33 protein-coding genes are annotated in these 25,141 nt (G+C 68.0%); 1 reads left to right on the forward strand and 32 read right to left on the reverse strand.

Translation table 11 applies throughout. From position 1 onward, the window contains the following. Positions 1-17: 17 nt before the first annotated feature. The 4 genes from QU602_RS14240 to QU602_RS14255 all read right to left on the reverse strand — a co-directional run bounded on the left by QU602_RS14240 (position 18) and on the right by QU602_RS14255 (position 3,958). Positions 18-1,553: a PTS mannitol transporter subunit IICB gene (locus QU602_RS14240; RefSeq protein WP_308797118.1), complete on the reverse strand. Its 1,536-nt coding sequence runs from the start codon at positions 1,551-1,553 to the stop codon at positions 18-20. Between the two features lie 19 nt (positions 1,554-1,572). After that, on the reverse strand, positions 1,573-3,198 hold the full coding sequence (gene ptsP / locus QU602_RS14245; protein ID WP_373692942.1) for a phosphoenolpyruvate--protein phosphotransferase: 1,626 nt from the start codon (positions 3,196-3,198) through the stop codon (positions 1,573-1,575). 96 nt (positions 3,199-3,294) lie between these two features. Beyond that, the gene (locus QU602_RS14250) at positions 3,295-3,561 is read right to left on the reverse strand and encodes an HPr family phosphocarrier protein (RefSeq protein ID WP_308797120.1); all 267 of its coding nucleotides are present in this window, start codon (positions 3,559-3,561) and stop codon (positions 3,295-3,297) included. 88 nt (positions 3,562-3,649) lie between these two features. Continuing rightward, positions 3,650-3,958 carry a PTS sugar transporter subunit IIB gene (locus tag QU602_RS14255; protein WP_308797121.1) on the reverse strand — a complete coding sequence of 103 codons (309 nt, stop codon included), beginning with the start codon at positions 3,956-3,958 and terminating at the stop codon, positions 3,650-3,652. Positions 3,959-4,123: 165 nt separating this feature from the next. On the opposite strand from QU602_RS14255, the gene QU602_RS14260 reads away from it, so the two are divergent. Then, positions 4,124-6,073, forward strand: a complete 1,950-nt coding sequence (locus QU602_RS14260; RefSeq protein WP_308797122.1) for a BglG family transcription antiterminator — start codon at positions 4,124-4,126, stop codon at positions 6,071-6,073. A 174-nt stretch (positions 6,074-6,247) separates the two neighbouring features. Here the strand turns inward: QU602_RS14260 and map are convergent, their stop codons facing one another. The 28 genes from map to rpsL form a co-directional block, all read right to left on the reverse strand. Next, complete coding sequence (map, locus tag QU602_RS14265) at positions 6,248-7,030, reverse strand: type I methionyl aminopeptidase (protein WP_373692943.1); 783 nt, start codon at positions 7,028-7,030, stop codon at positions 6,248-6,250. 50 nt (positions 7,031-7,080) lie between these two features. Continuing rightward, a complete protein-coding gene (locus tag QU602_RS14270; RefSeq protein ID WP_308797124.1) occupies positions 7,081-7,698 on the reverse strand; it encodes an adenylate kinase in 618 nt (205 codons plus the stop codon). Next, a complete protein-coding gene (gene secY / locus QU602_RS14275; protein WP_308797125.1) occupies positions 7,695-9,020 on the reverse strand; it encodes a preprotein translocase subunit SecY in 1,326 nt (441 codons plus the stop codon). The genes QU602_RS14270 and secY overlap by 4 nt, the downstream gene beginning before the upstream one ends. Positions 9,021-9,160: 140 nt before the next feature. Beyond that, positions 9,161-9,889: a 50S ribosomal protein L15 gene (rplO, locus tag QU602_RS14280; protein ID WP_308797126.1), complete on the reverse strand. Its 729-nt coding sequence runs from the start codon at positions 9,887-9,889 to the stop codon at positions 9,161-9,163. After that, positions 9,889-10,074, reverse strand: a complete 186-nt coding sequence (gene rpmD, locus QU602_RS14285; protein ID WP_308797127.1) for a 50S ribosomal protein L30 — start codon at positions 10,072-10,074, stop codon at positions 9,889-9,891. The genes rplO and rpmD overlap by 1 nt, the downstream gene beginning before the upstream one ends. Further along, entirely contained in the window at positions 10,074-10,778 is a 705-nt protein-coding gene (gene rpsE, locus QU602_RS14290; RefSeq protein ID WP_308797128.1) for a 30S ribosomal protein S5, read from the reverse strand. The genes rpmD and rpsE overlap by 1 nt, the downstream gene beginning before the upstream one ends. Beyond that, a complete protein-coding gene (gene rplR / locus QU602_RS14295) occupies positions 10,775-11,134 on the reverse strand; it encodes a 50S ribosomal protein L18 (RefSeq protein WP_308797129.1) in 360 nt (119 codons plus the stop codon). The genes rpsE and rplR overlap by 4 nt, the downstream gene beginning before the upstream one ends. Before the next feature lie 2 nt (positions 11,135-11,136). Further along, positions 11,137-11,673 carry a 50S ribosomal protein L6 gene (gene rplF, locus QU602_RS14300; RefSeq protein ID WP_308797130.1) on the reverse strand — a complete coding sequence of 179 codons (537 nt, stop codon included), beginning with the start codon at positions 11,671-11,673 and terminating at the stop codon, positions 11,137-11,139. 4 nt (positions 11,674-11,677) lie between these two features. After that, positions 11,678-12,076: a 30S ribosomal protein S8 gene (gene rpsH / locus QU602_RS14305; protein WP_308797131.1), complete on the reverse strand. Its 399-nt coding sequence runs from the start codon at positions 12,074-12,076 to the stop codon at positions 11,678-11,680. A 163-nt stretch (positions 12,077-12,239) separates the two neighbouring features. Then, positions 12,240-12,830, reverse strand: a complete 591-nt coding sequence (gene rplE, locus QU602_RS14310) for a 50S ribosomal protein L5 (protein WP_308797132.1) — start codon at positions 12,828-12,830, stop codon at positions 12,240-12,242. Beyond that, complete coding sequence (gene rplX, locus QU602_RS14315) at positions 12,830-13,189, reverse strand: 50S ribosomal protein L24 (protein WP_308797133.1); 360 nt, start codon at positions 13,187-13,189, stop codon at positions 12,830-12,832. Before rplX ends, rplE begins: the two co-directional genes overlap by 1 nt. A 3-nt stretch (positions 13,190-13,192) precedes the next feature. Beyond that, a complete protein-coding gene (gene rplN, locus QU602_RS14320; RefSeq protein WP_308797134.1) occupies positions 13,193-13,561 on the reverse strand; it encodes a 50S ribosomal protein L14 in 369 nt (122 codons plus the stop codon). A gap of 32 nt (positions 13,562-13,593) precedes the next feature. After that, entirely contained in the window at positions 13,594-13,896 is a 303-nt protein-coding gene (gene rpsQ / locus QU602_RS14325; protein WP_308797135.1) for a 30S ribosomal protein S17, read from the reverse strand. A 2-nt stretch (positions 13,897-13,898) separates the two neighbouring features. Further along, on the reverse strand, positions 13,899-14,225 hold the full coding sequence (gene rpmC / locus QU602_RS14330; protein ID WP_308797136.1) for a 50S ribosomal protein L29: 327 nt from the start codon (positions 14,223-14,225) through the stop codon (positions 13,899-13,901). Continuing rightward, positions 14,225-14,644 (reverse strand): 50S ribosomal protein L16, encoded by a 420-nt coding sequence (gene rplP / locus QU602_RS14335; protein ID WP_308797137.1) that lies wholly within the window; start codon positions 14,642-14,644, stop codon positions 14,225-14,227. Before rplP ends, rpmC begins: the two co-directional genes overlap by 1 nt. 2 nt (positions 14,645-14,646) lie before the next feature. After that, a complete protein-coding gene (gene rpsC, locus QU602_RS14340) occupies positions 14,647-15,399 on the reverse strand; it encodes a 30S ribosomal protein S3 (protein ID WP_308797138.1) in 753 nt (250 codons plus the stop codon). Beyond that, positions 15,399-15,764 carry a 50S ribosomal protein L22 gene (rplV, locus tag QU602_RS14345; protein ID WP_308797139.1) on the reverse strand — a complete coding sequence of 122 codons (366 nt, stop codon included), beginning with the start codon at positions 15,762-15,764 and terminating at the stop codon, positions 15,399-15,401. The genes rpsC and rplV overlap by 1 nt, the downstream gene beginning before the upstream one ends. A 25-nt stretch (positions 15,765-15,789) precedes the next feature. Then, a complete protein-coding gene (gene rpsS, locus QU602_RS14350; RefSeq protein WP_022889728.1) occupies positions 15,790-16,071 on the reverse strand; it encodes a 30S ribosomal protein S19 in 282 nt (93 codons plus the stop codon). A gap of 12 nt (positions 16,072-16,083) precedes the next feature. After that, positions 16,084-16,923 carry a 50S ribosomal protein L2 gene (gene rplB, locus QU602_RS14355; protein ID WP_308797140.1) on the reverse strand — a complete coding sequence of 280 codons (840 nt, stop codon included), beginning with the start codon at positions 16,921-16,923 and terminating at the stop codon, positions 16,084-16,086. Positions 16,924-16,938: 15 nt separating this feature from the next. After that, positions 16,939-17,241 (reverse strand): 50S ribosomal protein L23, encoded by a 303-nt coding sequence (gene rplW, locus QU602_RS14360; protein WP_153685731.1) that lies wholly within the window; start codon positions 17,239-17,241, stop codon positions 16,939-16,941. Beyond that, a complete protein-coding gene (rplD, locus tag QU602_RS14365; RefSeq protein ID WP_308797141.1) occupies positions 17,238-17,897 on the reverse strand; it encodes a 50S ribosomal protein L4 in 660 nt (219 codons plus the stop codon). Before rplD ends, rplW begins: the two co-directional genes overlap by 4 nt. 3 nt (positions 17,898-17,900) lie before the next feature. After that, the gene (gene rplC, locus QU602_RS14370) at positions 17,901-18,557 is read right to left on the reverse strand and encodes a 50S ribosomal protein L3 (RefSeq protein WP_308797142.1); all 657 of its coding nucleotides are present in this window, start codon (positions 18,555-18,557) and stop codon (positions 17,901-17,903) included. An 8-nt stretch (positions 18,558-18,565) separates the two neighbouring features. After that, entirely contained in the window at positions 18,566-18,874 is a 309-nt protein-coding gene (gene rpsJ / locus QU602_RS14375; RefSeq protein ID WP_017201594.1) for a 30S ribosomal protein S10, read from the reverse strand. Positions 18,875-19,326: 452 nt separating this feature from the next. Next, on the reverse strand, positions 19,327-20,541 hold the full coding sequence (locus tag QU602_RS14380; protein ID WP_308797143.1) for an acyltransferase family protein: 1,215 nt from the start codon (positions 20,539-20,541) through the stop codon (positions 19,327-19,329). Between the two features lie 170 nt (positions 20,542-20,711). Further along, complete coding sequence (gene tuf / locus QU602_RS14385; RefSeq protein ID WP_308797144.1) at positions 20,712-21,902, reverse strand: elongation factor Tu; 1,191 nt, start codon at positions 21,900-21,902, stop codon at positions 20,712-20,714. 129 nt (positions 21,903-22,031) lie between these two features. Beyond that, positions 22,032-24,146 carry an elongation factor G gene (gene fusA / locus QU602_RS14390; protein ID WP_308797145.1) on the reverse strand — a complete coding sequence of 705 codons (2,115 nt, stop codon included), beginning with the start codon at positions 24,144-24,146 and terminating at the stop codon, positions 22,032-22,034. Positions 24,147-24,231: 85 nt separating this feature from the next. Next, the gene (gene rpsG, locus QU602_RS14395) at positions 24,232-24,702 is read right to left on the reverse strand and encodes a 30S ribosomal protein S7 (protein ID WP_308797146.1); all 471 of its coding nucleotides are present in this window, start codon (positions 24,700-24,702) and stop codon (positions 24,232-24,234) included. Continuing rightward, on the reverse strand, positions 24,702-25,076 hold the full coding sequence (rpsL, locus tag QU602_RS14400) for a 30S ribosomal protein S12 (RefSeq protein ID WP_308797147.1): 375 nt from the start codon (positions 25,074-25,076) through the stop codon (positions 24,702-24,704). The genes rpsG and rpsL overlap by 1 nt, the downstream gene beginning before the upstream one ends. Positions 25,077-25,141 lie beyond the last annotated feature (65 nt).

Raw genomic sequence — 25,141 nt, forward strand, 5'->3', positions numbered from 1 at the left:
CTTCCTGGCGATCCGCGTCAGCGGACGCCCTCGGATTCGAGCAGGTGCACGATCTCGTCGTACTTCGGCGAGTTCATGAAGTTCTCCACGCTGATGTGGAGCGCGTTCGGCGACTGCTGCCTCGCGCGATCGGTGAGGTCCTGGTGGGTGACGACGAGGTCGATGTCGTCCTTCAGGTTCGCGATCGCGGCGTTCGTGACGGTCACCGAGTCGACGCCGGCCTTCTTGATCTTGTTCCGCAGCACCGTCGCGCCCATCGCGCTCGAGCCCATGCCCGCGTCGCACGCGAACACGATCGTGTGGATCGGCTTGTGCTCGAACGCCGCCTGCTCGCCCTCGGCGACGAGGCCGGCGCCGTCGGCGACGCCCTCGGCCTGCAGGTTGCCCAGCACACTCGATTTCTTGCCCTTCGCAGCCTCGGTTGCGGCGATCGCGGCCGACAGGTCGCCGGCGTCCTCCTTGGCGAGGTCGCGCTTGCGGCTCGCACGCAGGATGATCGCGGAGATCGTGAACGACACCGCGGCGGCGATGACGACCGAGAGGATGACGCCGACGTAGCTGTCCTGCGCCGTCTGCAGCAGCACGGCGATGATCGAGCCGGGAGCGGCCGGAGCCCGAAGTCCCGAGTCGAACAGCACGTTGGTGGCGACCCCCGCCATGCCGCCGCCGATGGCCGCGAAGACCAGCAGCGGCTTCATGAGCACGTACGGGAAGTAGATCTCGTGGATGCCGCCGAAGAACTGGATGATGATCGCGCCGGGCGCGCTCGCCCGGGCCATCCCGACACCGAAGATGGCGAATGCGAGCAGGATGCCGAGCCCTGGGCCGGGGTTCGCCTCGATCAGGAACAGGATCGACTTGCCCGTCTCATCCGCCTGCTGCACGCCGAGCGGCGTGAAGACGCCGTGGTTGATCGCATTGTTCAGGAAGAGGATCTTGCCCGGCTCGACGAGGATCGAGACGATGGGCAGCAGCCCGGCGAGCACAAGCCAGTTCACCGCGGTCTCAAGCCCGTTGCTGAGGAGTTCGACGGCGGGCGCGAACGCGTAGAAGCCGACGAGCGCGAGCAACAGCCCGAGGATGCCGGCCGAGAAGTTGTTGACCAGCATCTCGAAGCCGGCCTTGATCTTGCCCTCCCAGATCTTGTCGACCTGCTTCATGAGCCACGCGGCGAGCGGGCCCATGATCATCGCGCCGATGAACATCGGAATGCCTGCGCCGACGATGACGCCCATGGTCGCGATGGTGCCGACGACGCCGCCCCGGGTGTCGTAGACCATGCGGCCACCCATGTTGGCGATCAGGAGCGGTAGCAGGTAGGTGATCATCGGGCCGACGAGGCCGATGTTCTCCGTCCCGTCGGGGCTGGGGAACCCTCCGATCTCGGGGATCGGGAGGATCGGGCTGTCCTCGATGAACAGCGCCGTGATGAATCCCCACGCGATGAACGCGGCGATGTTCGGCATGATCATGCCGCTCAGGAACGTTCCGAACCTCTGGACGGCGACGCGGGCTCCCCCTTGCCGCTTCGTGTCCGGTGACGACGTCGTCATCGTTGTGCCTCTCTGCAGGTCACGACGCGGTCTGCCGCGTCGGAGTGGTGACGGATTCGGCAGCCTCACGGGCCGCCTGCTTGGCTTCGGCCGCTCCCTCAGCGGCCAGAGCTGCCCGGGCGATCGCCTTCGCGTCGTCCAGGCCGTACCGCGCGAGGGAGGCGCGGACGTCTGCGAGTGCCGATGGTGACATCGACAGGCTGGTGGCTCCGAGGCCGACGAGCACGACGGCCAGGAGCGGATCGGCCGCGGCTTCGCCGCAGATGCCGACGGGCTTGCCGGTCGTCTGCCCCGCTCGCCCGACCTCGTCGATGAGGCGGAGCACGGCGGGGTGCCACGGGTCCTGGAGGTTCGCGACCGTGCCGAGCAAGCGGTCGGCCGCCATCGTGTACTGCGTCAGGTCGTTCGTACCGATCGACGCGAAGGCCGCGATGTCGAGGACACGTTCGGCGGTGAGCGCCGCCGACGGCACCTCGATCATGACACCGGGGACGCGGATGCCGAGTTCGGTCGCGAGCTCGGTGAAGTACCGCGTCTCCTCGACGGTCGCGATCATGGGGGCCATCACCCAGAGCTCGGCATCGGTGGCTGCGCCGGCCGCGGCGAGCGCGGTCAGCTGCTCACGCAGGATCGGCTCCGAGTGGCGGAGCGCACGGATGCCGCGGAGCCCGAGCGCGGGGTTCTCCTCGGGGGCGTCGTTGAGGAACGCGAGCGGCTTGTCGGCGCCGGCGTCGAGCACGCGCACGACGACCTTCTTCCCGGGGAACGCCTGGAGCAGGCGCGTGTACTGCTCCTGCTGCTCGGTGACGCTCGGGGCGCGATCGGCGTCGAGGAAGAGGAACTCGGTGCGGAACAGGCCGACGCCTTCTGCACCCAGCCGCACGGCCTCTGCGGCGCCGTCGGCGGACCCGAGGTTGGCGAGCAGCGGCACTGGCGTACCGTCGGCGAGCGCGCCCGGCGTCACCGGGCGGGTCGCGATTCGCTCGCGCTCGGCGATGCGCTCGCGCGCCTCCCCGACCTGCACCAGGGTGGGATCGGCGATCACCACGTCGCGCTCGGCGTCGACGATCACGGAGTCGCCGTCGGCGAGCTCGGCGGCGCCCGCGGCGCCGACGACCGCGACGATGTTCTTCTCGCGCGCGAGGATCGCGGTGTGCGAGGTCGGGCCGCCGTCGATGGTCACGAGACCCAGTACCTGGCCGAGATCGAGTGTGGCCGTGTCGGCCGGCGCGAGGTCGCGTGCGACGAGCACGAACGGATGCCCCGGGCTGGGCACGCCCGGCGCCGGAAGCTTGAGCAGGTTCGCGACGACGCGCTGGGAGACGTCGTCGAGGTCGGCGGCGCGCTCCCCCATGTACCCGCCCATGCCGGCCAGCAGGTCGCGGAAGGAGGCGAACGCCTCGTACACCGCGCGCTCGGCCGTCTTGCCGTCGGCGAGGCGTTTCACGACGTCGTCCATGAGCGTCGGGTCCTCGGCCATCATGGCCTGCGCCTCGAGGACGTCTTTGGCCGCCCCGCCGGCGCGCGCGCCGCGCCGCTGGAGGTCGTCGGCGACGACGGAGAGCGAGGCGCGTGCGCGCTCCTCCTCACGAGCGGGGTCGAGGTGACTCGGCCGGTCGACCGGCTCCGGCAGTGGATCCGCCATCCGTACGACCGGACCGACGGCGACGCCCTGCCCGATGCCGATGCCGTGGATCTCGTTCACGCTGACCTCCCGGTGGTGTCGGCGTACCGACCCTCGTTACTCGTCGTGGTCGGTGCTGAGCAGCTCGAGGAGCTCGTCCAGCACACGCTGTTCGTCGCCGCCGTCGACGACGAGGGTGACCTCGTCGCCGTGATCGATGCCCTGGGAGATGACGGCCAGGATGCTCGCCGCGTTGACGGGGGCACTGCCGTTCTTGGCGATCGTGACGGATGCGCCGGACGCGGCGGCCGCTTGGGTGAAGAGTTTGGCCGGCCTGGCGTGCAGGCCGTGCGTCGATCCGATCCGAACTGTGCGTTCCACCATGTTTCCGGTTCCCGTCGCTGTCGCTGGCATCCGTTCCCTCGATCACCATAGCCCGCGGCCACGGCGCGCAGCGCCGCTTGACACGCGTTCACGATGCCGCTCCGTGGGTCTCGAGGGCGAGGTCGAGGGCTGCCCGGCCGTCGCCGGCGGCGACGGTCTCCGGCAGGATCGCGATCGGCACGGATGCCGCGTCGGCGAGCGCGCGCAGCTCGTGAAGCTGCGCGCCGAGGTGCGCCCCCACCAGCAGCACATCGGCGTCCTCGAGCTCGGTCGCGAGCTGGGACATGCTCGTCGGCCGGGCGTCGAGGGCGATGCCGCGCGAGGCGGCCGTGCGCCGGAGGCGGTGCGCCACGAACGTGCTCGATGCACCGGCGCCGCAGACCACGATCACTCGCATGCTCGCGCCTCCTCACCGGCCGCATCGCCCGCGCGGTGTCCATACCGCGATCGATTCGATCCTGGCCGCTCGCGCGGGGCGTCCGCCACCCGATTCACTTCCGCACCCCCGGAAAACGCCAGCCGGATCGCCCCGCCGGGTCTGCACCGATGGTTGACTGGGGGCGTGGGCGAGCGATGGCAGCATCTCATCGACGACCTCATGCGCGTCGACGGCTGGACGACCGCAGCCCAGCTGGCCGACCGGCTCGGCGTCACCACGCGAACCGTCCGCTCCTGGGTCGCGACGGCCAACGCAGCGGGCGAGCCTGCGGTGATCCGATCCGGCCCCGACGGATACCGCGTCGACCTCGCCGCCCTCGCCGCGCGCAGCGAGCGGCCGGCTGACCCCCGCGACCGCCCCGGCGGGCGGCAGGCGCTGCTGATCCGGCGCCTCGTCGACGCCGAAGACGGCGTGGACCTGTTCGAGACCGCGGCCGACCTGCACGTCAGCGAGTCGACGCTCGAGGGCGACCTCAGCCGCGTGCGCGCGAGACTCGACGGAACCGGACTCGCGCTCGATCGTCACGGCCCGATCCTGCGGCTCGCCGGCCCGGAAGCTGCACGGCGCCGGGTACTCGGCGAGCTCTTCCGCGAGGAATCGGCTCGCGGCCGGGTTGCGCTGGATGCGCTGCGCCGCAGGTTCCCGGCGCTTCCGGGGTTCCGCGACGCGCTCATCGCGGGGCTGGACGACGCGGGGTACGCCCCGAACGAGTACGCGATCGACGACGTGCTCCTGCACCTCGCGATCGCGGTCGACCGGGTCACCCGCGACCGCTCGCTCGACGAACGGCACGTTCACGAACCCGATGCCGATGCCGATGCCGATGCCGATGCCGATGCCGATGCCGATGCCGATGCCGATGCCACCGTGCCCGGCCGCGGAGCGGGCGACGACCCGATCGACGCACTGCTCGACGCGCTCGTCAGCGATCTGCTCGGGGTTCGGCTCCCGGCGGCCGACCTCGCACACCTCTCGCGCCTGACCCGGACCCGCGCCGCCACGCGACGCGTGGACACGGGCGACCCGCTGGTCTCGCCACGGGCGGCGCTCGTGCGCGGCATCGTGCGGCGCGCGGCATCCGAATACCTGGTGGACCTCACCGACGACGAGTTCATCGACCGGCTCGCGCTGCATGTCGACAACCTCGCGGCGCGCTCGGCCGACCGCGCGTTCTCGCGCAATCCGCTGACCGCGCAGATCAAATCCGCCTACCCCCTCATCTATGAGCTCGCGGTGTACGTCGCGAGCGAGCTCATGCGCACCGATGGCATCCGGGTCAACGACGACGAGATCGCGTACCTCGCCATGCACCTCGGCGCGCATCTGGATCGTCGCCGAGCGGCCGACGAGGTCAGCATCGCGATCGATGCGCCCGCGTATCACGACCTGCGTGACACGCTCGCGGCGCGCGTCGCCGAGACGGCCGGCGACGGCGTGTCGGTCACGCTCGCCGCATCGACGGATGTCTCGGCCGCCGACCTCGTCGTCGCGGTGGTGCCACCGGCCGTCCCGGTCCCGAGACTCGTCCTCGTGGCGCCGCTGCCGACGACCGAGGACCTCGAGCGCGTGCGCGCCGAGGTGGTCTCGCTCCGCCGCGCACGGCGCACGGCGCGGCTCGCCGCGCGCTTGGCGGACACGATCGAGCCCGGGTTCTTCGTCCGCGGCATGCGCGGCCTCGACCGCGAGGACGTCATCCGGATGCTCGGCGAGCGCCTCATCGAAGGCGGGGCGGTCGACCGGGCCTATGTCGACGGCGCGGTCGAGCGCGAGCGTATGTCGTCGACCGCGTTCGCCGACCACCTCGCGGTGCCGCACGCGATGACCATGAGTGCGCGACGCACGGCGATCGCCATCGCCGTCGACGACGTGGCGATCGACTGGGCCGGCACCCCCGTGCACGTGGTCGCGCTCATCGCGTTCGCCGACAGTGGTCGCGCCGAGTTCCAGGAGGTCTTCGATCAGTTCGTCGAGGCGTTCGCGGAGCGGGAGAACGTGCTGCGCCTCGTGCGCGGTGCGACCGACCACGCGGGGCTCGTCGCCGAGCTCGCCCGGCTGATGGAACCCGCGGCCTGAGCCGCCCTCGGCCGGCCCTCCGGGCCTGCCTCAGCCTGCCCAGTGATACCGAAATCCGCCGAGTGTGGACGATCTGGGGCCGTGTTCGCGTCGTTTCGTCATCATTCGCCGGGGGCGGGCGGGGCGGCGAGGGCCGGGCGGGGCGGGTGAGGGGCGGGGGCGGGGCGGGCGGGGTTATGGGATCGGCACCGGGGTGATGCCGTAGCGGGCGAGCGCGGCAGCACCGCCGTCCTCGGCGGTGAGCACCCAGATGCCGTCGTGGTGCACCGCCACGGTGTGCTCGACGTGGGCGGCGTCGGCGCCGTCCGAGGTCGTCACGGTCCAGTCGTCATCACGCACGAACGTGTCGATGGACCCCGCGACGATCATGGGCTCGATCGCCACGACGAGGCCGGGCTTCACCACGGGGCTGCGACGGTCGACCCGGTAGTTGAAGACCGGCGGCTCCTCGTGCATCTGTCGGCCGACGCCGTGCCCGACATAGTCGGTGAGGATGCCGTAGTCGCCCTCTGCGCGCACGGCGTCTTCGATCGCGGCGCCGACCTCATTGAGGTGACGGGCGCGAGCGAGCGTCGCGACGCCGGTCCACAGCGCGTGCTCGGTCACCGCGGCAAGCGCTTCACGTGCGGCGACGACCTCGGGCCGGGCCGGGTCGGGCACGACGACGGTGAACGCCGCGTCGCCGTTCCACCCGTCGACCTCGGCACCACCGTCGACGGACACGATGTCACCGGGCCGGAACGGCCGGCCGCCGGGGATGCCGTGGACGACGTCGTCGTCGACCGAGATGCACAGCGTGTGCCGGTAGCCCGGCACGAGCTTGAAGTTCGAGCGCCCGCCGAGGCCGACGATCACCCGCTCGGCCGCCGCGTCGAGCTCGAGCGGCGTCGCCCCGACCGCGAGCAGTCGCCGGGCCTCCGCGAGCGCCGCCGCCGTCGCCGCGCCGGCCGGCTGCATCGCGCGAAGCTCGGAGCGCGACTTGTAGATCGACCGGCCGAACACGCCGCTCAGGCTGCGCCGGGATGGGCGGCGACGAGGCCGCGCGCCGCGAGCGCCGAGAAGATGCGCTCGGTCACCTCGTCGAGCGTGCCGACGCCGTCGACCCGGACGACCAGCCCGCGTGAACGGTAGTCGTCGAGGATCGGCGCGGTCTCGCGCTCATAGATCTCGAGTCGCTTCGAGATGACCTCTTCGGTGTCGTCGGTGCGGCCCTGCTCGGTCGCGCGCTGCAGGAGGCGTGAGATCGATTCGTCACGTGGCACCGCGAGCTCGATCACCGCGTCGAGCTGCTCGTCACGCGGGGTGAGGAACGCGTCGAGGTCGGCGACCTGACCGCGATTGCGGGGGTAGCCGTCGAGCACGAAGCCGTTCGCGGCGTCGGGCTGGGCGAGCCGGTCGCGCACGAGCTCGCTCGTGAGCTCGTCGGGCACGAGGTTGCCGGCTTCGATGATGGCCTGCACCCGGGCACCGAGCTCGGTGCCGCCCGCGACGTTCGCGCGGAAGATGTCGCCGGTGGCGACCTGCGGGACGCCGAAGGCACGCGCCACGATGATGCCCTGCGTGCCTTTGCCCGACCCCTGCGGCCCGACGATGAGGAAACGGGCATGCGTGGCGGGAGCGGTCATCGGAGAAGCCCTTCGTAGTGGCGCTGCTGCAGCTGGGCGTCGATCTGCTTCACCGTCTCGAGGCCGACGCCGACGATGATCAGGATGGACGCGCCACCGAACGGGAAGTTCTGGTCGGCGCCGACCAGCGCGAACGCGATCAGCGGGATCAGTGCCACGAGGCCGAGGTACAGCGAGCCGGGGAACGTGATGCGCGTGAGCACATAGTCGAGATACTCGGCGGTGGGCCGGCCCGCGCGGATGCCGGGGATGAAGCCGCCGTACTTCTTCATGTTCTCGGCGACGTCGTCCGGGTTGAACGTGATCGCGACGTAGAAGTACGTGAAGCCGACGATGAGCAGGAAGTACAACAGCATGTACAGCGGGTGGCTGCCCTGCGTGAGGTAGTTCTGGATCCAGACGACCCACGGCTGCGGGTCTTCGCCGGCCGCCGGCTGGTTGAACTGTGCGATCAGCGCGGGCAGGTACAGCAGGGAGGACGCGAAGATGACCGGCACGACGCCCGCCATGTTCACCTTGATCGGGATATAGGTGTTGTTGCCGCCGTACGTGCGGCGACCGACCATGCGCTTCGCGTACTGCACCGGGACGCGTCGCTGCGACTGCTCGACGAAGACGACCGCGAGAACGATCACGAGGCCGATCAGGATGACGATCGCGAAGGTGTCGAAGCCGCGCACCATCGCGATGTTCCACAGCGAGCCGGGGAACGTCGCGGCGATCGAGGTGAAGATGAGGAGCGACATGCCGTTGCCGATGCCGCGCTCGGTGATGAGCTCACCGAACCACATGATGAGACCGGTGCCGGCGGTCATGGTGATGACCATGAGCATGATCGCGTACCAGGCGTCGTTCGTGATGAGCTGCTGGCACTCGGTCGCGGTCGCCCCGCTGAACAGCGCGCCGCTCCGGGCGACCGTGATGAGCGTCGTCGACTGCAGGACGGCGAGGGCGATGGTCAGGTACCGCGTGTACTGCGTCAGCTTGCCCTGGCCGGACTGGCCCTCTTTGTACAGGGTCTCGAAGTGAGGGATCACCACGCGAAGCAGCTGCACGATGATCGACGCCGTGATGTAGGGCATGATGCCCAGCGCGAAGATCGACAGCTGCAGCAGCGCACCGCCTGAGAAGACGTTCACCAGCTCGTACAGGCCCGACGCATCGGCCGACGTCGACGCGAGACACGCCTGCACGTTGTTGAAGTCCACGAACGGCGCAGGGATGAACGACCCCAGGCGGAACAGGGCGACGATGGCCAGCGTGAAGCCGAGCTTGCGTCGAAGATCGGGGGTGCGGAAGATGCGCCCGATGGCGTTGAACACTCTCGTCCTCCTGTGACTCCAGCGTGGAGTCATTCTTGCTCCGTCGTGGAGTCAGTCCATATGCGGCTCGAGCCTGTCGAGACCCCCGTGCATCATACGCGAGGGAACCCGACAGGCTCGAATCCGATGTATCGGCGTGGCTAGTTGACCGAGCCGCCCGCCGCCACGATCTTCTGCTCGGCGGAACCCGAGACCTTGTCGACCGAGACGTTGAGCTTCACCTGCAGGTCGCCGTTGCCGAGGACCTTCACGCGCTCATTCTTGCGGACCGCGCCCTTGGCCACCAGGTCTGCGACGGTGACGTCGCCGCCCTGGGGGTACAGCTCGGAGAGCTTGCCGAGGTTGACCACCTGGTACTCCACGCGGAACGGGTTCTTGAAGCCGCGCAGCTTCGGCGCACGCATGTGGTACGGAAGCTGCCCACCCTCGAAGCCGGGACGCACGGTCGTGCGGGCCTTCGAGCCCTTCGTGCCGCGACCGGCGGTCTTGCCCTTCGAACCCTCACCGCGTCCGACGCGGGTCTTGTCCTTCTTCGCACCGGGCGCGGGGCGCAGATGGTGCACCTTGAGGACCTGCTCGCGAGGCTCGGCCACGTCCTTGGCGGGCGCCTTCTTGGCCGCAGCCTTCTTCGCCGGAGCCTTCGTGGACGGAGCCTTCGTGGACGGGGCCGCGTCGGCGTCGGCCTTCTTCGCCGGCGCCTTGTCGGCATCGGCCTTCTTGGCGGGTGCCTTGTCGGCGGCGGCCTTCTTGGCGGGTGCCTTGTCGGCGGCAGCCTTCTTCGCGGGCGCCTTCTCGGCGGCAGCCTTCTTCGCGGGAGCCTTCTTGAGGGCCTCCGCGACCTCTTCGGCGACGTTCTTCTCGTCAGCCATTAGTCAATCTCCTCAACCTTCACCAGGTGGGCGACCGTGTTGATGTAGCCGCGGTTCTGCGGCGTGTCCTCACGGACGACGGACGCCCCGATGCGCTTGAGTCCGAGGCTGCGCAGCGTGTCGCGCTGGTACTGCTTCTCGCTCACCTTGGACTTGATCTGGGTCACCTTCAGCTGCTTGGCCATCAGGAACCTGCCTTCGCTGCCGCGGCGGCCTCAGCCGCACGAGCCTCGGCGCGCACGAGACGGGCCGGCGCGACCTCGTCGTAGTCGAGACCACGACGGGCGGCGACGGCGCGGGGCTCCTCGAGCTGCTGGAGCGCCTCGACCGTGGCGTGCACGATGTTGATGGTGTTCGACGAACCGAGCGACTTGCTCAGCACGTCGTGGATACCGGCGCATTCGAGGACGGCGCGCACCGGACCACCGGCGATGACGCCGGTACCGGCGGAGGCCGGACGGAGCAGGACGACGCCCGCAGCCGCCTCACCCTGGACCGGGTGCGGGATGGTCGCGCCGACGCGAGGCACGCGGAAGAAGTTCTTCTTCGCCTCCTCGACGCCCTTCGAGATCGCCGTCGGGACCTCGCGGGCCTTGCCGTAGCCGACACCCACCATGCCGTTGCCGTCGCCCACGACGACCAGCGCCGTGAAGCTGAAGCGACGACCGCCCTTGACGACCTTCGACACGCGGTTGATGGTCACCACGCGCTCGAGGAACTGGCTCTTGTCGGCGTCACGACCGCCACGGTCACGGCCCTGGCCGCGGTCACGACCGCCGCCACGACGGCCGTCGCGCTCGTTGCGCGGCGGCGCGGACGACGCGGCCGTCTCGACGGGTGCCTGTGCCTCTGCGGTGGCCACCTCGGACTCCTTCTTGTTGTCGGTCACAGGTTCAGCCCTGCCTCTCGGGCGCCTTCGGCGATCGCCGCGACGCGTCCGGCGTACTTGTTGCCACCGCGGTCGAAGACGACGTCCTCGATGCCGGCGGACTTGGCACGCTCCGCGACGAGCTCGCCGACCTTGCGGGCCTTGGCGGTCTTGTCACCGTCGAACGCACGCAGGTCGGCTTCCATGGTGGAAGCGGACGCCACGGTGAGGCCCTTGCTGTCGTCGACGACCTGCACGAAGACGTGGCGGGCCGAACGGGTGACGACGAGGCGCGGACGCACCTCGGTGCCCACGATCTTCTTGCGAAGGCGGGTGTGACGGCGCGAACGCGCAGCCGTCTTGGTCTTCACAGCCATGATTACTTACCTGACTTTCCGGCCTTGCGACGCACGACCTCGCCGGCGTAGCGGATGCCCTTGCCCTTGTACGGCTCGGGCTTCTTGATCTTGCGGATGTTCGCAGCGGTCTCACCGACGGCCTGCTTGTCGATGCCCGACACGGTGAGCTTGTTGTTGCCCTCGACCGCGAACGTGATGCCGGCGGGCGCATCGACCGTCACCGGGTGCGAGAAGCCGAGCGCGAACTCGACCGACGAGCCCTTCTGGGCGACGCGGTATCCGGTACCGACGATCTCAAGGCCCTTGGAGTAGCCCTGGGTGACCCCGACGATGTTGTTCGCGATGAGCGTGCGGGTCAGGCCGTGCAGCGAGCGCGAGAGGCGCTCGTCGTCGGGCCGGGTGACGAGGACCTGGTTGTCCTCGAGCGTGACCTCGATGGGGCTGGCGACGGTGAGCGAGAGCTCGCCCTTCGGGCCCTTGACGGTGACGGCCGAGCCGTCGATCTTCACGTCGACACCGGCGGGGATGTCGATGGGGAGTCGTCCGATTCGTGACATGGATTTACCACACGTAGGCGAGGACTTCCCCACCCACGCCCTTCTTCTCGGCCTGACGGTCGGTGAGCAGACCGCTGGAAGTGGACAGGATCGCGACGCCGAGGCCACCGAGCACCTTGGGCAGCTCGGTCGACTTCGCGTAGACGCGGAGGCCGGGCTTCGAGACCCGCTTGATGCCCGCGATCGAACGCTCGCGGTTGGGGCCGAACTTGAGCGTCAGCGTGAGGGTCTTGCCGACGCGCGCGTCGGTCACCTCGAAGTCCGCGATGTAGCCCTCGCTCTTCAGGATCTCGGCGATGTGGGCCTTGAGCTTCGAGTTCGGCATCGCGACGGAGTCGTGGTGTGCCGAATTGGCGTTGCGCAGGCGCGTCAGCATGTCAGCGACCGGGTCGGTCATCGTCATGACGAATGGTTCCTTACGTTCACCAGGTTTCAGGACCCGTTACACGGGGACTGACCTGTGATGGTGGTGGCCCGCGGTTGCGGACCACCGGATGCTCGCCGCCGGCCGGCCCCGCGACGAGCGCGGGGACCGGCCGGTGACGGACGCAAACTCATCGAGTCTACTACGCGGTCTCGTTGGACTTGAACGGGAAGCCGAGCGCCTTGAGCAGCGCACGACCCTCGTCGTCGGTCTTGGCGTCGGTCACCACGGTGATGTCCATGCCACGAACCCGGTCGATCTTGTCCTGGTCGATCTCGTGGAACACGCTCTGCTCCGTGAGACCGAAGGTGTAGTTGCCGGTGCCGTCGAACTGCCGGTCCGACAGTCCGCGGAAGTCGCGGATGCGGGGCAGCGCCAGCGAGAGCAGGCGGTCGAGGAACTCCCACATGCGGTCGCCGCGAAGCGTCACGTGGGCGCCGATGGGCTGACCCTCGCGAAGCTTGAACTGGGCGATCGACTTGCGGGCCTTGGTGACCTGCGGCTTCTGGCCGGTGATCTTGGTGAGATCTGCGATGGCGCCGTCGATGATCTTGCCATCGCGCGCGGCCTCGCCCACACCCATGTTGACCACGATCTTCACGAGACCCGGCACCTGGTGCGGGTTCGTGTAGCCGTTGGCCTCGGTGAGCGTCTTGGTGATCTCAGTCCGGTACTTCTGCTTGAGGCGCGGCTGGATGGTGCCAGCCTGCGCAGCAGCTGCGGTGTCGGTCATTACAGGTCCTTACCTGACTTCTTGGCGTAGCGGACGCGGACCGTCTTGGTGACGCCATCCTTGGTGACGGTCTCTTCGCGGAAGCCGACGCGGGTCGGCTTCTTCGTCTCGGGGTCGACGAGCTGGACGTTCGACACGTGGATCGGCGCCTCCATCGTCTCGATGCCGCCGGTCTTCGTGCCGCGCTGCGTCTGTCCGACGCGGACGTGCTTCGTGACGTAGTTCACGCCCTCGACGACGACACGGTTCTGTGCGACGAGCACCTCGAGCACCTTGCCCTGCTTGCCGCGGTCGCCACCGCGGGCCTGGCTGCGGCCCGAGATGACCTGCACGAGGTCACCCTTCTTGATGTTGGCCATGGCTTAGATAACCTCCGGCGCCAGCGAGACGATCTTCATGAACTTCTTGTCGCGCAGCTCGCGGCCCACCGGGCCGAAGATGCGGGTGCCACGGGGGTCACCGTCGTTCTTGAGGATCACCGCGGCGTTCTCGTCGAACTTGATGTAGGAGCCGTCCGGACGACGGGTCTCCTTCTTGGTGCGGACGATGACGGCCTTGACCACATCGCCCTTCTTCACGTTGCCGCCGGGGATGGCGTCCTTGACCGTCGCGACGATGGTGTCACCGAGGCCGGCGTAGCGACGCTTCGAACCACCGAGGACGCGAATCGTGAGCAGCTCCTTGGCGCCGGTGTTGTCGGCGACCTTGAGTCGTGATTCTTGCTGAAGCACTGTGAACTCCTTCTTACAAGCAAGCCCGAGGCTTACTTGGCCTTCTCGGCGATCTCGACCAGGCGCCAGCGCTTGGTCGCGCTCAGCGGGCGGGTCTCGGAGATGACGACCAGGTCGCCGATACCGGCGGTGTTCTGCTCGTCGTGCGCCTTCACCTTGGAGGTGCGGCGGATGACCTTGCCGTAGAGGGGGTGCTTCACGCGGTCCTCGACCTCGACGACGATGGTCTTGTCCATCTTGTCGCTGACGACGTAGCCGCGACGCACCTTGCGGTACGGGCGGGACTCGGCCGTCTCGGCGACCTCGGCTGCAGCAGCCTTCTTGGTCTCAGCCATGATCAGGCCTCCTTCGTCTCGTCGGCCTCAGCCGGCGCGGTCGCCTCGGCCTTGGCCTTCTTCTTCGTCTTCTTCTCCGCCGCAGGCGCAGCCTCGACCGGAGCCGGGGTCGCCCGGATCCCGAGCTCACGCTCACGGATCACGGTGTAGATGCGCGCGATGTCCTTCTTGACCGCGCGCAGACGCCCGTGGCTCTCGAGCTGACCGGTGGCCGCCTGGAAGCGCAGGTTGAACAGCTCTTCCTTGGCCTTCTTGAGCTCGTCGACGAGACGCTCGTCTTCGAAGGTGTCGAGCTCGACGGACTCGAGCCCCTTAGTTCCGACAGCCATTACGCGTCGCCCTCCTCGCGCTTGATGATGCGTGCCTTGAGGGGCAGCTTGTGGATGGCACGGGTCATGGCCTCGCGAGCGAGCTGCTCGTCGACGCCCGAGACCTCGAAGAGGACGCGACCCGGCTTGACGTTGGCGACCCACCACTCGGGCGAGCCCTTACCGGAACCCATGCGGGTCTCGGCCGGCTTCTTCGTGAGCGGACGGTCGGGGTAGATGTTGATCCACACCTTGCCGCCACGCTTGATGTGACGCGTCATGGCGATACGAGCGGACTCGATCTGACGGTTCGTCACGTAGGCGGGGGTCAGGGCCTGGATGCCGAACTCGCCGAAGGAAACCTTCGTGCCGCCGGTGGCCTGGCCGGAACGGCCGGGGTGGTGCTGCTTGCGGTACTTGACTCGACGGGGAATCAACATGGTTATGCCTCAACTCCTGCTGCCACCGGCTCGGCCTTGGGGGCACGGTCGCGGCGGGGACGGTCGCTGCGCTCGCGCGACGGCTTCTGCGAAGCCTGCTCGCGGGCGAGCTCCTTGTTCGTGATGTCGCCCTTGTAGATCCAGACCTTCACGCCGATGCGGCCGAAGGTGGTCTTGGCCTCGTAGAAGCCGTAGTCGATGTTCGCGCGGAGCGTGTGCAGGGGCACACGGCCTTCGCGGTAGAACTCCGAGCGGCTCATCTCGGCGCCGCCGAGACGACCCGACACCTGGATCCGGACGCCCTTGGCGCCGGCGCGCTGCGCACCCTGCAGTCCCTTGCGCATCGCACGGCGGAACGCCACACGAGCCGAGAGCTGCTCCGCGATGCCCTGCGCGACGAGCTGGGCGTCGGCCTCGGGGTTCTTGACCTCGAGGATGTTGAGCTGGATCTGCTTCTTGGTGAGCTTCTCGAGGTCGGCGCGGATGCGCTCGGCCTCGGCGCCGCGGCGGCCGATCACGATGCCCGGGCGGGCGGTGTGGATGTCGACGCGGACCCGGTCACGGGTGCGCTCGATCTCGATGCGCGAGACGCCGGCACGGTCGAGCGACGTCTGCAGCAGACGACGGATCTTGACGTCCTCTGCGAGGTAGTCGGCGTAGCGCTGGCCGGGCTTCGTCGAGTCGGAGAACCACCGCGACACGTGGTCGGTAGTGATGCCGAGACGGAAGCCGTACGGGTTGACCTTCTGACCCATTACTTCGTACCCTCCTCGGGCGTGGCGAGCACAACGGTGATGTGGCTCGTTCGCTTGTTGATGCGGAAGGCACGGCCCTGAGCACGCGGCTGGAAACGCTTGAGGGTGGTGCCCTCATCGACGAATGCGCGCGTGATGTACAGGTCTTGCTCGTCCAGGTAGGTGTTCGTGGCATCGGCCTTGACGCGAGCGTTCGCGATGGCCGAGGCGACGAGCTTGTATACGGGCTCGCTCGCACCCTGAGGGGCGAACTTCAGGATGGCGAGGGCCTCCTGAGCCTGCTTGCCGCGGATCAGGTTGACGACGCGGCGAGCCTTCATGGGGGTGACGCGGATGTGTCGCACGCGGGCGATCGACTCCACCATTTCTTCCTCCTTCACACCACCGCGGTCAGCGGCGGCGGCCCTTCTTGTCGTCCTTCACGTGTCCACGGAAGGTGCGGGTGGGCGCGAACTCGCCGAGCTTGTGACCCACCATGGTCTCGGTGACGAACACCGGGATGTGCTTGCGGCCGTCGTGCACGGCGATCGTGTGACCCAGCATGGCCGGGATGATCATCGAGCGACGCGACCACGTCTTGATGACGTTCTTGCTGCCCGCCTCGTTCTGGACGACGACCTTGCGAAGCAGGTGCTCGTCGACGAAGGGGCCCTTTTTGAGACTGCGAGGCATCTTCTCTTACTCCTACTTGCGCTTCTTGCCGACGGTGCGACGACGGACGATGAGCTTGTCGCTTTCCTTGTTGGGGCGACGCGTGCGGCCCTCGGGCTGACCCCAGGGGCTGACCGGGTGACGACCACCGGAGGTCTTGCCCTCACCACCACCGTGGGGGTGGTCGACCGGGTTCATGGCGACACCGCGCACGGTCGGGCGGACGCCCTTCCAGCGCTTGCGGCCGGCCTTGCCCCAGTTGATGTTCGACTGCTCGGCGTTGCCGACCTCGCCGATCGTCGCGCGGCAACGCGCGTCGACGTTGCGGATCTCGCCCGAGGGCAGTCGGAGCTGCGCGTACGGGCCGTCCTTGGCGACCAGACGCACCGAGGCGCCGGCCGAGCGGGCCATCTTCGCGCCGCCACCGGGGCGGAGCTCGATCGCGTGGATCACGGTACCCGTCGGGATGTTGCGCAGCGGCAGGTTGTTGCCCGGCTTGATGTCGGCGCCGGGGCCCGACTCGATCGGGTCGCCCTGCTTGAGCTTGTCCGGAGCGATGATGTACCGCTTGGTGCCGTCCGCGAAGTGCAGCAGCGCGATGCGCGCCGTGCGGTTCGGGTCGTACTCGATGTGCGCGACCTTGGCGGGCACGCCGTCCTTGTCATTGCGACGGAAGTCGATGACACGGTACTGACGCTTGTGGCCACCACCGATGTGGCGCGTGGTGATGCGCCCCTGGTTGTTGCGGCCGCCGGTCTTCGAGAGCGGACGGAGCAGCGACTTCTCGGGGGTCGAGCGCGTGACCTCGGCGAAGTCGGCGACGGACGAACCGCGGCGACCCGGGGTCGTGGGCTTGTACTTACGAATAGCCATGTTTTCTTACGCTCCTCAGCCGACAGCCGTGAAGATGTCGATGGAACCGGACTTCAGGGTGACGATCGCGCGCTTGGTGTCCTTGCGCTTGCCCATGCCGAAGCGGGTCCGACGGGTCTTGCCCTGACGGTTCAGGGTGTTGATCGACGCCACCTGGACGTTGAAGATCTTCTCGATCGCGAGCTTGATCTCGGTCTTGTTCGACCGGGGGTCCACGATGAACGTGTACTTGCCCTCGTCGATCAGGCCGTAGCTCTTCTCCGAGACGACCGGCGCGATGATGATGTCGCGCGGGTCCTTGTTGTGCGCGGCGCTCATGCCGAGACCTCTTCCTTCTTGGCAGCCTTCGCGGCGACGAACGCCTCGAGCGCGGCCGTGCTGAAGACGATGTCGTCCGAGACGAGCACGTCGTAGGCGTTCAGCTGGTCGACCGGCAGGACGTGCACGGTCGGGATGTTGCGGACGGCGCGCTCGCTGAGCTCCTCGTCACGCGTCAGCACCACGAGGTAGTGCTTCGCCGGGGCGATGGCCGTGAGCAGCGCGAGGGCGTTGCGGGTCTTCGCCACGTCGCCGGCTGCGAAGCCCTCGACCGCGTGCACGCGGCCGCCGCGGGCGCGGTCCGAGAGGGCGCCGAGCAGGGCAGCGGCGATCATCTTCTTGGGCGTGCGCTGCGAGTAGTCGCGCGGCTGCGGGCCGTGGACGGTGCCACCGCCGGTGTGCTGCGGCATACGCACCGAGCCCTGACGGGCGCGGCCGGTGCCCTTCTGCTTGAACGGCTTGCGACCCGAACCCGAGACCTCGCCGCGCGTCTTGGTCTTGTGCGTCCCCTGACGCGCGGCCGCGAGCTGCGCGACGACGACCTGGTGGAGCAGCGGAACGTTGGTCTGCACGTCGAAGAGCTCGGCGGGCAGCTCGACCGAACCGGTCTTCTTGCCGGTGACGTCGAGGACGTCGATGGTGTTGGCGGTAGCCATGGGCTAGGCCCCCTTCACAGCGTTGCGGACGAACACGAGACGGCCGCGCGCGCCGGGGACGGCGCCCTTGACGAGCAGCAGACCCTTCTCGGCGTCGACGGCGTGCACGCGGAGGTTGAGCACGGTCACGCGCTCGCCACCCATGCGACCGGCCATGCGCATGCCCTTGAAGACACGGCTGGGGGTCGACGAAGCACCGATCGAACCGGGCTTGCGGTGGTTACGGTGCGCACCGTGCGAGGCGGAGACGCCCTTGAAGTTGTGGCGCTTCATGACACCGGCGAAGCCCTTGCCCTTCGACGTGCCGACGACGTCGACCAGCTGGCCGGCCTCGAAGGCACCGTCGATGGCCAGCTCCTGGCCCGCCGAGTACTCGGCGGCGTCCGCGGTGCGGATCTCGGTCACGTGGCGGCGGGGCGTGACGCCGGCGGCCTTGAAGTGACCCTGGAGGGGCTGGGTGACCTTGCGCGGGTCGATGGCACCGGCCGCGATCTGCACGGCGCTGTAGCCGTCCTTCTCGGGGGTGCGGACCTGGGTGACCACGTTCGGCGCGATCTCGATGACGGTGACGGGGATGAGCTTGTTGTTCTCGTCCCACACCTGGGTCATGCCGAGCTTCGTGCCGAGCAGGCCCTTCACGTTCTTGGTAGCGGTGGACATCAGATACCTCAGAGCTTGATCTCGATGTTGACGTCGGCCGGGAGGTCGAGACGCATGAGCGAGTCGACGGCCTTGGGCGTCGGGTCCACGATGTCGATCAGACGCTTGTGGGTGCGCATCTCGAAGTGCTCGCGGCTGTCCTTGTACTTGTGGGGCGAACGGATGACGCACACCACGTTCTTCTCCGTCGGAAGCGGCACGGGGCCGACGACCGTGGCGCCCGCGCGGGTCACCGTGTCGACGATCTTGCGCGCCGAGGTGTCGATGACCTCGTGGTCATACGACTTCAGTCGAATGCGGATCTTCTGTCCCGCCATTGCTGACTCTCTCTCTGTTATGGCGTCTTACCCCTTCCGAGGGCATCGGACGCCGCGTAGTACCGCTGATGCTGCACCACTGTTCTGCTGTCAAAGGCCGTGATCGAGCCTGTCGAAGGCACCGCGCGCCACTTTCGCAGCACGGCTTCTCGCATGTGAACACACGATGGCCTCGACACGCTCGACCCGCGAGCCACCGGCACCGCCAGAGCGCACAGATGTCCTGAACGAAGGAGGTGTCGGTTGTCGTGTTCTGCTACCCGCGGCCTAGCCTGACCCCGACGTCCCTCGCGGAACCGGTGGCTATGCACTGCCTGGCAGTGATTCGAACGGCGCGCAGGGCACACCGTTCGAAATGTTGAACTCAACGAGTTTGCCACAGTCGAGGCATCCGTGCAACCCGGGCGTGTCGCGCTCGCGCGTCGCCCGCGTGACGCGCCGACCGACGCCGCTCAGCCGTCGTCGCGGACCGCGCACGCCAGCCGTCGCTCCTCCGCCACGCCATGTGCCACTGCACCGATGCCGACGACGAGCGCGATCGCCATCGTGAGTCCGCCGAGAAGCAGGACCGGGCGACGGTTCAGCACGTGTCCCGACCGCCGGAACGGATCCTCGATGTACCGCTTCGACAGGCCCGCGACGGTGATGGCGACGGCCACGAGGATCGCCATGAGCCAGGCCGGACTCGGCATGCCGGTGAGGTAGGGCACGAACATGAAGATCGGCCAGTGCCAGAGGTACAACGAGTAGGAGACGTCACCGAGCCACTGCACCGGCCGGAGGCCGGCGACGCGGGCCGGTGACCAGGCGGCCTGCGGCATGCCCGCCCAGATGACCGCCAGCGTGCCGACGACGGGCAGGCCGACGATCAGCCCCGGGAACGCCTCAGGCATCCGGAAGGTGACGATCGGCACGAAGATCAGTGCGAGCCCGACCCAGGACACCGCTGACCGCAGTCGGTGCCGTCCGGCCAGCGGACTGACCGCGAGGAGCGCGAGCAGCCCGCCGACGCCGAACTCCCACGCCCGCGTCAGCGTCGAGAAGTAGGCGACGTTGTGATCGGCCGCCGTCGCCGCGATCGAGTACACGAACGAGGCGGCGGTCACCGAGCCGAGCACGACCGTGAGCGCGACGACGCGGTTGGCCCGCCAGCGCGTCGCGATCCAGAGCCCCAGGATGAGGAGCAGCGGCCACGCGAGGTAGAACTGCTCCTCGACCGAGAGCGACCAGAAGTGCTGGACCGGGCTCGACCGGAGGTCGCCGCGGGCCGGGTTCTGCGAGTCGGCCAGGAGGAGCCAGTTCTGGTAGTACAGGGCGCTCGCGATGAACTCGCGGAACCAGCTGCCCCACATCCGCTGCGGGACGAGGAGCAGCGTCGCGACCGACACGGCCGCGAGGACCGCGATCGCGGCGGGCAGGATGCGCCGCGCGCGACGCAGATAGAAGTCACCGAGATGCATCCGGCCGGTGCGTGCGACGTCCCGGAGCAGCAGTCCGGTGATCAGGAAGCCGGAGACGACGAAGAAGACGTCGACGCCCATATACCCGGCCGGCGCGACGGCCGGCCAGCCGTGATGGAGAACGACCGCGCCCACGGCGACCGCGCGGAGGGCTTGGATCTCCGGGCGGACCGCGGTGCGGGTTCGTTCAGAGTGCGCAGGCCCCATTCATACCAGCGTATGCATGACCCCCGAACGAGGGCTGGGAGAACGCCGGAAAGCAATTGCGACCTCTCCGCTCCGAGAAATGTGCGGGAAACACGGGAGGCGCCCGAAACGGCGAACGGGGCCGGGCCCGAAGGCCCGACCCCGTCCAGGAGATCGGTAAGACCGAGGACTTACTTGACGATCTTGGTGACCGTACCGGCACCGACCGTGCGACCACCCTCACGGATGGCGAAGCCGAGGCCCTCCTCCATGGCGATCGGCTGGATCAGCTCGACCGTCATGTCGGTGGTGTCGCCGGGCATGACCATCTCGGTGCCCTCGGGCAGCGTGATGACGCCGGTGACGTCCGTGGTACGGAAGTAGAACTGCGGGCGGTAGTTCGCGTAGAACGGGTTGTGACGCCCACCCTCGTCCTTGGACAGGATGTACGCGGTGCCCTCGAAGTTCGTGTGCGGCGTGACCGAACCCGGTGCGACGACGACCTGGCCGCGCTCCACGTCCTCGCGCTTGGTGCCGCGGAGGAGCAGACCACAGTTCTCGCCGGCCCAGGCCTCGTCGAGCTGCTTGTGGAACATCTCGATACCCGTGACCGTGGTCTTCTGCGTCGGGCGGATGCCGACGATCTCGACCTCGGAGTTGATCTTCAGCGTGCCACGCTCGGCGCGGCCCGTGACGACCGTGCCACGGCCGGTGATGGTGAAGACGTCCTCGACGGGCATGAGGAACGGCTTGTCCTTGTCACGCACCGGGTCGGGGATCGAGTTGTCGACGGCCTCCATGAGGTCGACGATCGACTGGACCCACTTCTCGTCGCCCTCGAGCGCCTTGAGGCCCGAGACGCGCACGACCGGCGCGTCCTCGGCGAAGCCCTGGCTCGCGAGCAGCTCGGAGACCTCGAGCTCGACGAGCTCCAGGATCTCCTCGTCGTCGACCATGTCGGCCTTGTTCAGCGCGACGAGCAGGTAGGGCACGCCGACCTGCTTGGCGAGCAGCACGTGCTCACGCGTCTGGGCCATCGGGCCGTCGGTCGCCGCGACCACGAGGATCGCGCCGTCCATCTGAGCGGCACCGGTGATCATGTTCTTGATGTAGTCAGCGTGACCCGGGGCGTCGACGTGCGCGTAGTGGCGCTTCGGCGTCTCGTACTCGACGTGCGAGATGTTGATCGTGATGCCGCGCTGGCGCTCCTCGGGAGCCGAGTCGATCGACGCGAAGTCGCGCTGCACGTTGGTGGCCGACGGGTACTTGTCGGCGAGCACCTTCGAGATCGCGGCGGTGAGCGTCGTCTTGCCGTGGTCGACGTGACCGATCGTGCCGATGTTGACGTGCGGCTTGGTCCGCTCGAACTTGGCCTTAGCCACTGTGGGTCCTCCTCAGGACTCGTGTAGGAACCCCGGGCGCTGGATTGCGACCGGTGAGCTACGGGGTTGTGTTGTTATGTTACGCGACCCGACGGGGTCGTGCGGGCAGGGCCCGAGCTTCGTGGAAAGCTACTCGCCCTTGTTCTTCTGGACGATCTCGTCGGCGACAGCCTTCGGGACCTCCGCGTAGCTCTCGAACTCCATCGAGTACACCGCTCGGCCCGAGGTCTTCGACCGCAGGTCACCGATGTACCCGAACATCTCCGAGAGCGGGACGTGCGCACGCACGACCTTCACACCGGCGGCGTCCTCCATGGACTGGATCTGGCCGCGGCGCGAGTTCAGGTCGCCGATGACGTCGCCCATGTACTCCTCAGGAGTACGGACCTCGACGCTCATCAGCGGTTCGAGCAAGACGGGCTGCGCCTTGCGAGCGGCCTCCTTGAAGCCCATGGAGCCCGCGATCTTGAACGCCATCTCCGAGGAGTCGACGTCGTGGGCCGCACCATCGAGCAGGCTCGCCTTCACGCCGACCATCGGGTAGCCCGCGAGGATGCCGTACTGCATGGCATCGCGGAACCCGGCGTCGACCGAGGGGATGTACTCGCGCGGAACGCGGCCACCCGTGACCTTGTTCTCGAACTCGTAGATCTTGTCGCCTTCGATCACGAGCGGCTCGATCGCGAACTGGATCTTCGCGAACTGGCCGGAACCACCGGTCTGCTTCTTGTGCGTGTAGTCGTGCTTCTCGACCGCGCGCTTGATGGTCTCGCGGTACGCGACCTGCGGCTTGCCCACGTTGGCCTCGACGTTGAACTCGCGCTTCATGCGGTCGACGAGGATGTCGAGGTGGAGCTCGCCCATGCCCTTGATGACCGTCTGACCGGTCTCCTGGTTCTGCTCGGTGCGGAAGGTGGGGTCTTCCTCGGCGAGCTTCTGGATCGCCGTGCCGAGCTTCTCCTGGTCGGCCTTGGTCTTCGGCTCGATCGCGACCTCGATCACCGGCTCGGGGAACGTCATCGACTCGAGCACGACCTGCTCGTTCGGGTCGCAGAGCGTGTCACCCGTGGTGGTGTCCTTGAGGCCGATGACCGCGTAGATGTTGCCGGCGGTCACCGAGTCGATCGGGATCTCCTTGTTGGCGTGCATCTGGAAGATCTTGCCGATGCGCTCCTTCTTGCCCTTGGTCGAGTTGACGACCTGGGCGCCGCTGTCGAGGCGACCGGAGTAGACGCGGACGTAGGTGAGGCGACCGAAGAACGGGTGCACGGCGACCTTGAACGCGAGCGCCGTGAACGGCTCCGACGCGTCAGCGTGACGCATGACGACCTTCTCCTCGTCGCGAGCGTCGTGCGCCTCGATGGCGGGCACGTCGAGCGGCGACGGGAGGTAGTCGATGACGGCGTCGAGCATCGGCTGCACACCGCGGTTCTTGAACGCGGAGCCGCAGAGCACGGGGTAGATCTCCGAGTTCACGGTGAGCTTGCGGATCGCGCCCTTGATCTCGGCGGTCGTGAGCTCTTCGCCACCGAAGAACTTCTCGAGCAGCGCGTCGTCGGACTCGGCGACGGTCTCGAGGAGCTGCTGGCGGTACTGCTCGGCCTTCTCGACGAGGTCGGCGGGGATCTCTTCGATGGCGTACTCGGCGCCCATCTTGACGTCACCCTTCGCGTCACCGCGCCAGGTGAGTGCACGCATCTCGACCAGGTCGACGACGCCCTCGAAGGACGACTCGGAACCGATCGGCAGCTGCAGCACGAGCGGCTTCGCACCGAGGCGCGAGACGATCGTGTCGACCGTGAAGTAGAAGTCGGCGCCGAGCTTGTCCATCTTGTTGACGAAGCAGATGCGCGGGACGTTGTACTTGTCGGCCTGGCGCCAGACGGTCTCGGACTGGGGCTCGACGCCCTCCTTGCCGTCGAAGACGGCGACCGCACCGTCGAGCACGCGGAGCGAACGCTCCACCTCGACCGTGAAGTCCACGTGGCCGGGGGTGTCGATGATGTTGATCTGGTTCTTGTTCCAGTAACAGGTGACCGCGGCGGACGTGATGGTGATGCCGCGCTCCTTCTCCTGCTCCATCCAGTCGGTCGTCGAGGCGCCGTCGTGGGTCTCGCCGATCTTGTGGTTGACGCCCGTGTAGAACAGGATGCGCTCGGTCGTGGTGGTCTTGCCGGCATCGATGTGCGCCATGATGCCGATGTTGCGGACCTTGTTCAGGTCGGTGAGCACGTCTTGTGCCACGGGAGTTCCTCCGGGGAATCAGGAAGGGAAGGACGGGGAAGGTGAGCGGATGCCTCGGCCGCAGCCGAGGCATCCGCTCGACCGACTACCAGCGGTAGTGGGCGAAGGCGCGGTTCGACTCGGCCATCTTGTGCGTGTCTTCGCGGCGCTTGACCGCGGCACCGAGGCTGTTCGACGCGTCGAGGATCTCGTTGGTGAGACGCTCGGTCATGGTCTTCTCGCGACGGGCCTTCGCGTAGCTCGTGAGCCAGCGGAGGGCGAGCGTGTTCGCGCGGTGAGGCTTGACCTCGACGGGGACCTGGTAGGTCGAGCCGCCGACGCGACGCGAACGGACCTCGAGGGTCGGGCGCACGTTGTCGAGCGCCTTCTTGAGGACCACCACGGCGTCCTGGCCGGACTTGTTGGCGACGTTCGAGAGCGCCTCGTAGACGATGCGCTGCGCGAGGTCCTTCTTGCCGTCGACGAGGATCTTGTTGACGAGCTGGCTGACGACCGGCGAACCGTAGACGGGATCGGCGACGACGGGGCGCTTCGGAGCGGGTCCCTTGCGAGGCATTACTTCTTCTCCATCTTCGCGCCGTACTTGCTGCGAGCCTGCTTGCGGTTCTTCACGGCCTGCGTGTCGAGCGCGCCGCGAACGATCTTGTAGCGCACACCGGGGAGGTCCTTCACACGACCGCCGCGGATGAGCACCATCGAGTGCTCCTGCAGGTTGTGGCCCTCACCGGGGATGTAGGCCGTGACCTCGGTGCCGTTCGAGAGCTTCACACGGGCGACCTTGCGGAGCGCCGAGTTCGGCTTCTTCGGGGTCGTGGTGTACACACGCGTGCACACGCCGCGCTGCTGGGGGTTGGCCTTCAGGGCGGGCGCCTTGGTCTTGGTGACCTTGGGCGAGCGACCCTTGCGGACCAACTGCTGAATGGTTGGCACTGCTTCTCCTTGTTGTGCTGCACGGTGACAGCGTTGATGGATGTGTCTCACATCACGACCCACCG

This window comes from Agromyces protaetiae, from assembly GCF_030866785.1.
In the GTDB taxonomy this organism is placed as follows: domain Bacteria; phylum Actinomycetota; class Actinomycetes; order Actinomycetales; family Microbacteriaceae; genus Agromyces; species Agromyces silvae.

Excerpts from the sequence above, each read along its gene's own strand:
- QU602_RS14240 (WP_308797118.1), bottom strand. The coding sequence starts at position 1,553 with ATGACGACGTCGTCACCGGACACGAAGCGGCAAGGGGGAGCCCGCGTC.
- ptsP (WP_373692942.1), bottom strand. The coding sequence starts at position 3,198 with ATGGCGGATCCACTGCCGGAGCCGGTCGACCGGCCGAGTCACCTCGAC.
- QU602_RS14250 (WP_308797120.1), bottom strand. The coding sequence starts at position 3,561 with ATGGTGGAACGCACAGTTCGGATCGGATCGACGCACGGCCTGCACGCC.
- QU602_RS14255 (WP_308797121.1), bottom strand. The coding sequence starts at position 3,958 with ATGCGAGTGATCGTGGTCTGCGGCGCCGGTGCATCGAGCACGTTCGTG.
- map (WP_373692943.1), bottom strand. The coding sequence starts at position 7,030 with ATGCAGCCGGCCGGCGCGGCGACGGCGGCGGCGCTCGCGGAGGCCCGG.
- QU602_RS14270 (WP_308797124.1), bottom strand. The coding sequence starts at position 7,698 with ATGACCGCTCCCGCCACGCATGCCCGTTTCCTCATCGTCGGGCCGCAG.
- rplO (WP_308797126.1), bottom strand. The coding sequence starts at position 9,889 with ATGGCTGACGAGAAGAACGTCGCCGAAGAGGTCGCGGAGGCCCTCAAG.
- rpmD (WP_308797127.1), bottom strand. The coding sequence starts at position 10,074 with ATGGCCAAGCAGCTGAAGGTGACCCAGATCAAGTCCAAGGTGAGCGAG.
- rplR (WP_308797129.1), bottom strand. The coding sequence starts at position 11,134 with ATGGCTGTGAAGACCAAGACGGCTGCGCGTTCGCGCCGTCACACCCGC.
- rplF (WP_308797130.1), bottom strand. The coding sequence starts at position 11,673 with ATGTCACGAATCGGACGACTCCCCATCGACATCCCCGCCGGTGTCGAC.
- rpsH (WP_308797131.1), bottom strand. The coding sequence starts at position 12,076 with ATGACGATGACCGACCCGGTCGCTGACATGCTGACGCGCCTGCGCAAC.
- rplE (WP_308797132.1), bottom strand. The coding sequence starts at position 12,830 with ATGACCGACACCGCAGCTGCTGCGCAGGCTGGCACCATCCAGCCGCGC.
- rplX (WP_308797133.1), bottom strand. The coding sequence starts at position 13,189 with ATGGCCAACATCAAGAAGGGTGACCTCGTGCAGGTCATCTCGGGCCGC.
- rpsQ (WP_308797135.1), bottom strand. The coding sequence starts at position 13,896 with ATGGCTGAGACCAAGAAGGCTGCTGCAGCCGAGGTCGCCGAGACGGCC.
- rpmC (WP_308797136.1), bottom strand. The coding sequence starts at position 14,225 with ATGGCTGTCGGAACTAAGGGGCTCGAGTCCGTCGAGCTCGACACCTTC.
- rplP (WP_308797137.1), bottom strand. The coding sequence starts at position 14,644 with ATGTTGATTCCCCGTCGAGTCAAGTACCGCAAGCAGCACCACCCCGGC.
- rpsC (WP_308797138.1), bottom strand. The coding sequence starts at position 15,399 with ATGGGTCAGAAGGTCAACCCGTACGGCTTCCGTCTCGGCATCACTACC.
- rplV (WP_308797139.1), bottom strand. The coding sequence starts at position 15,764 with ATGGTGGAGTCGATCGCCCGCGTGCGACACATCCGCGTCACCCCCATG.
- rpsS (WP_022889728.1), bottom strand. The coding sequence starts at position 16,071 with ATGCCTCGCAGTCTCAAAAAGGGCCCCTTCGTCGACGAGCACCTGCTT.
- rplB (WP_308797140.1), bottom strand. The coding sequence starts at position 16,923 with ATGGCTATTCGTAAGTACAAGCCCACGACCCCGGGTCGCCGCGGTTCG.
- rplW (WP_153685731.1), bottom strand. The coding sequence starts at position 17,241 with ATGAGCGCCGCGCACAACAAGGACCCGCGCGACATCATCATCGCGCCG.
- rplD (WP_308797141.1), bottom strand. The coding sequence starts at position 17,897 with ATGGCTACCGCCAACACCATCGACGTCCTCGACGTCACCGGCAAGAAG.
- rplC (WP_308797142.1), bottom strand. The coding sequence starts at position 18,557 with ATGTCCACCGCTACCAAGAACGTGAAGGGCCTGCTCGGCACGAAGCTC.
- rpsJ (WP_017201594.1), bottom strand. The coding sequence starts at position 18,874 with ATGGCGGGACAGAAGATCCGCATTCGACTGAAGTCGTATGACCACGAG.
- QU602_RS14380 (WP_308797143.1), bottom strand. The coding sequence starts at position 20,541 with ATGGGGCCTGCGCACTCTGAACGAACCCGCACCGCGGTCCGCCCGGAG.
- rpsG (WP_308797146.1), bottom strand. The coding sequence starts at position 24,702 with ATGCCTCGCAAGGGACCCGCTCCGAAGCGCCCCGTCGTCGCCGATCCC.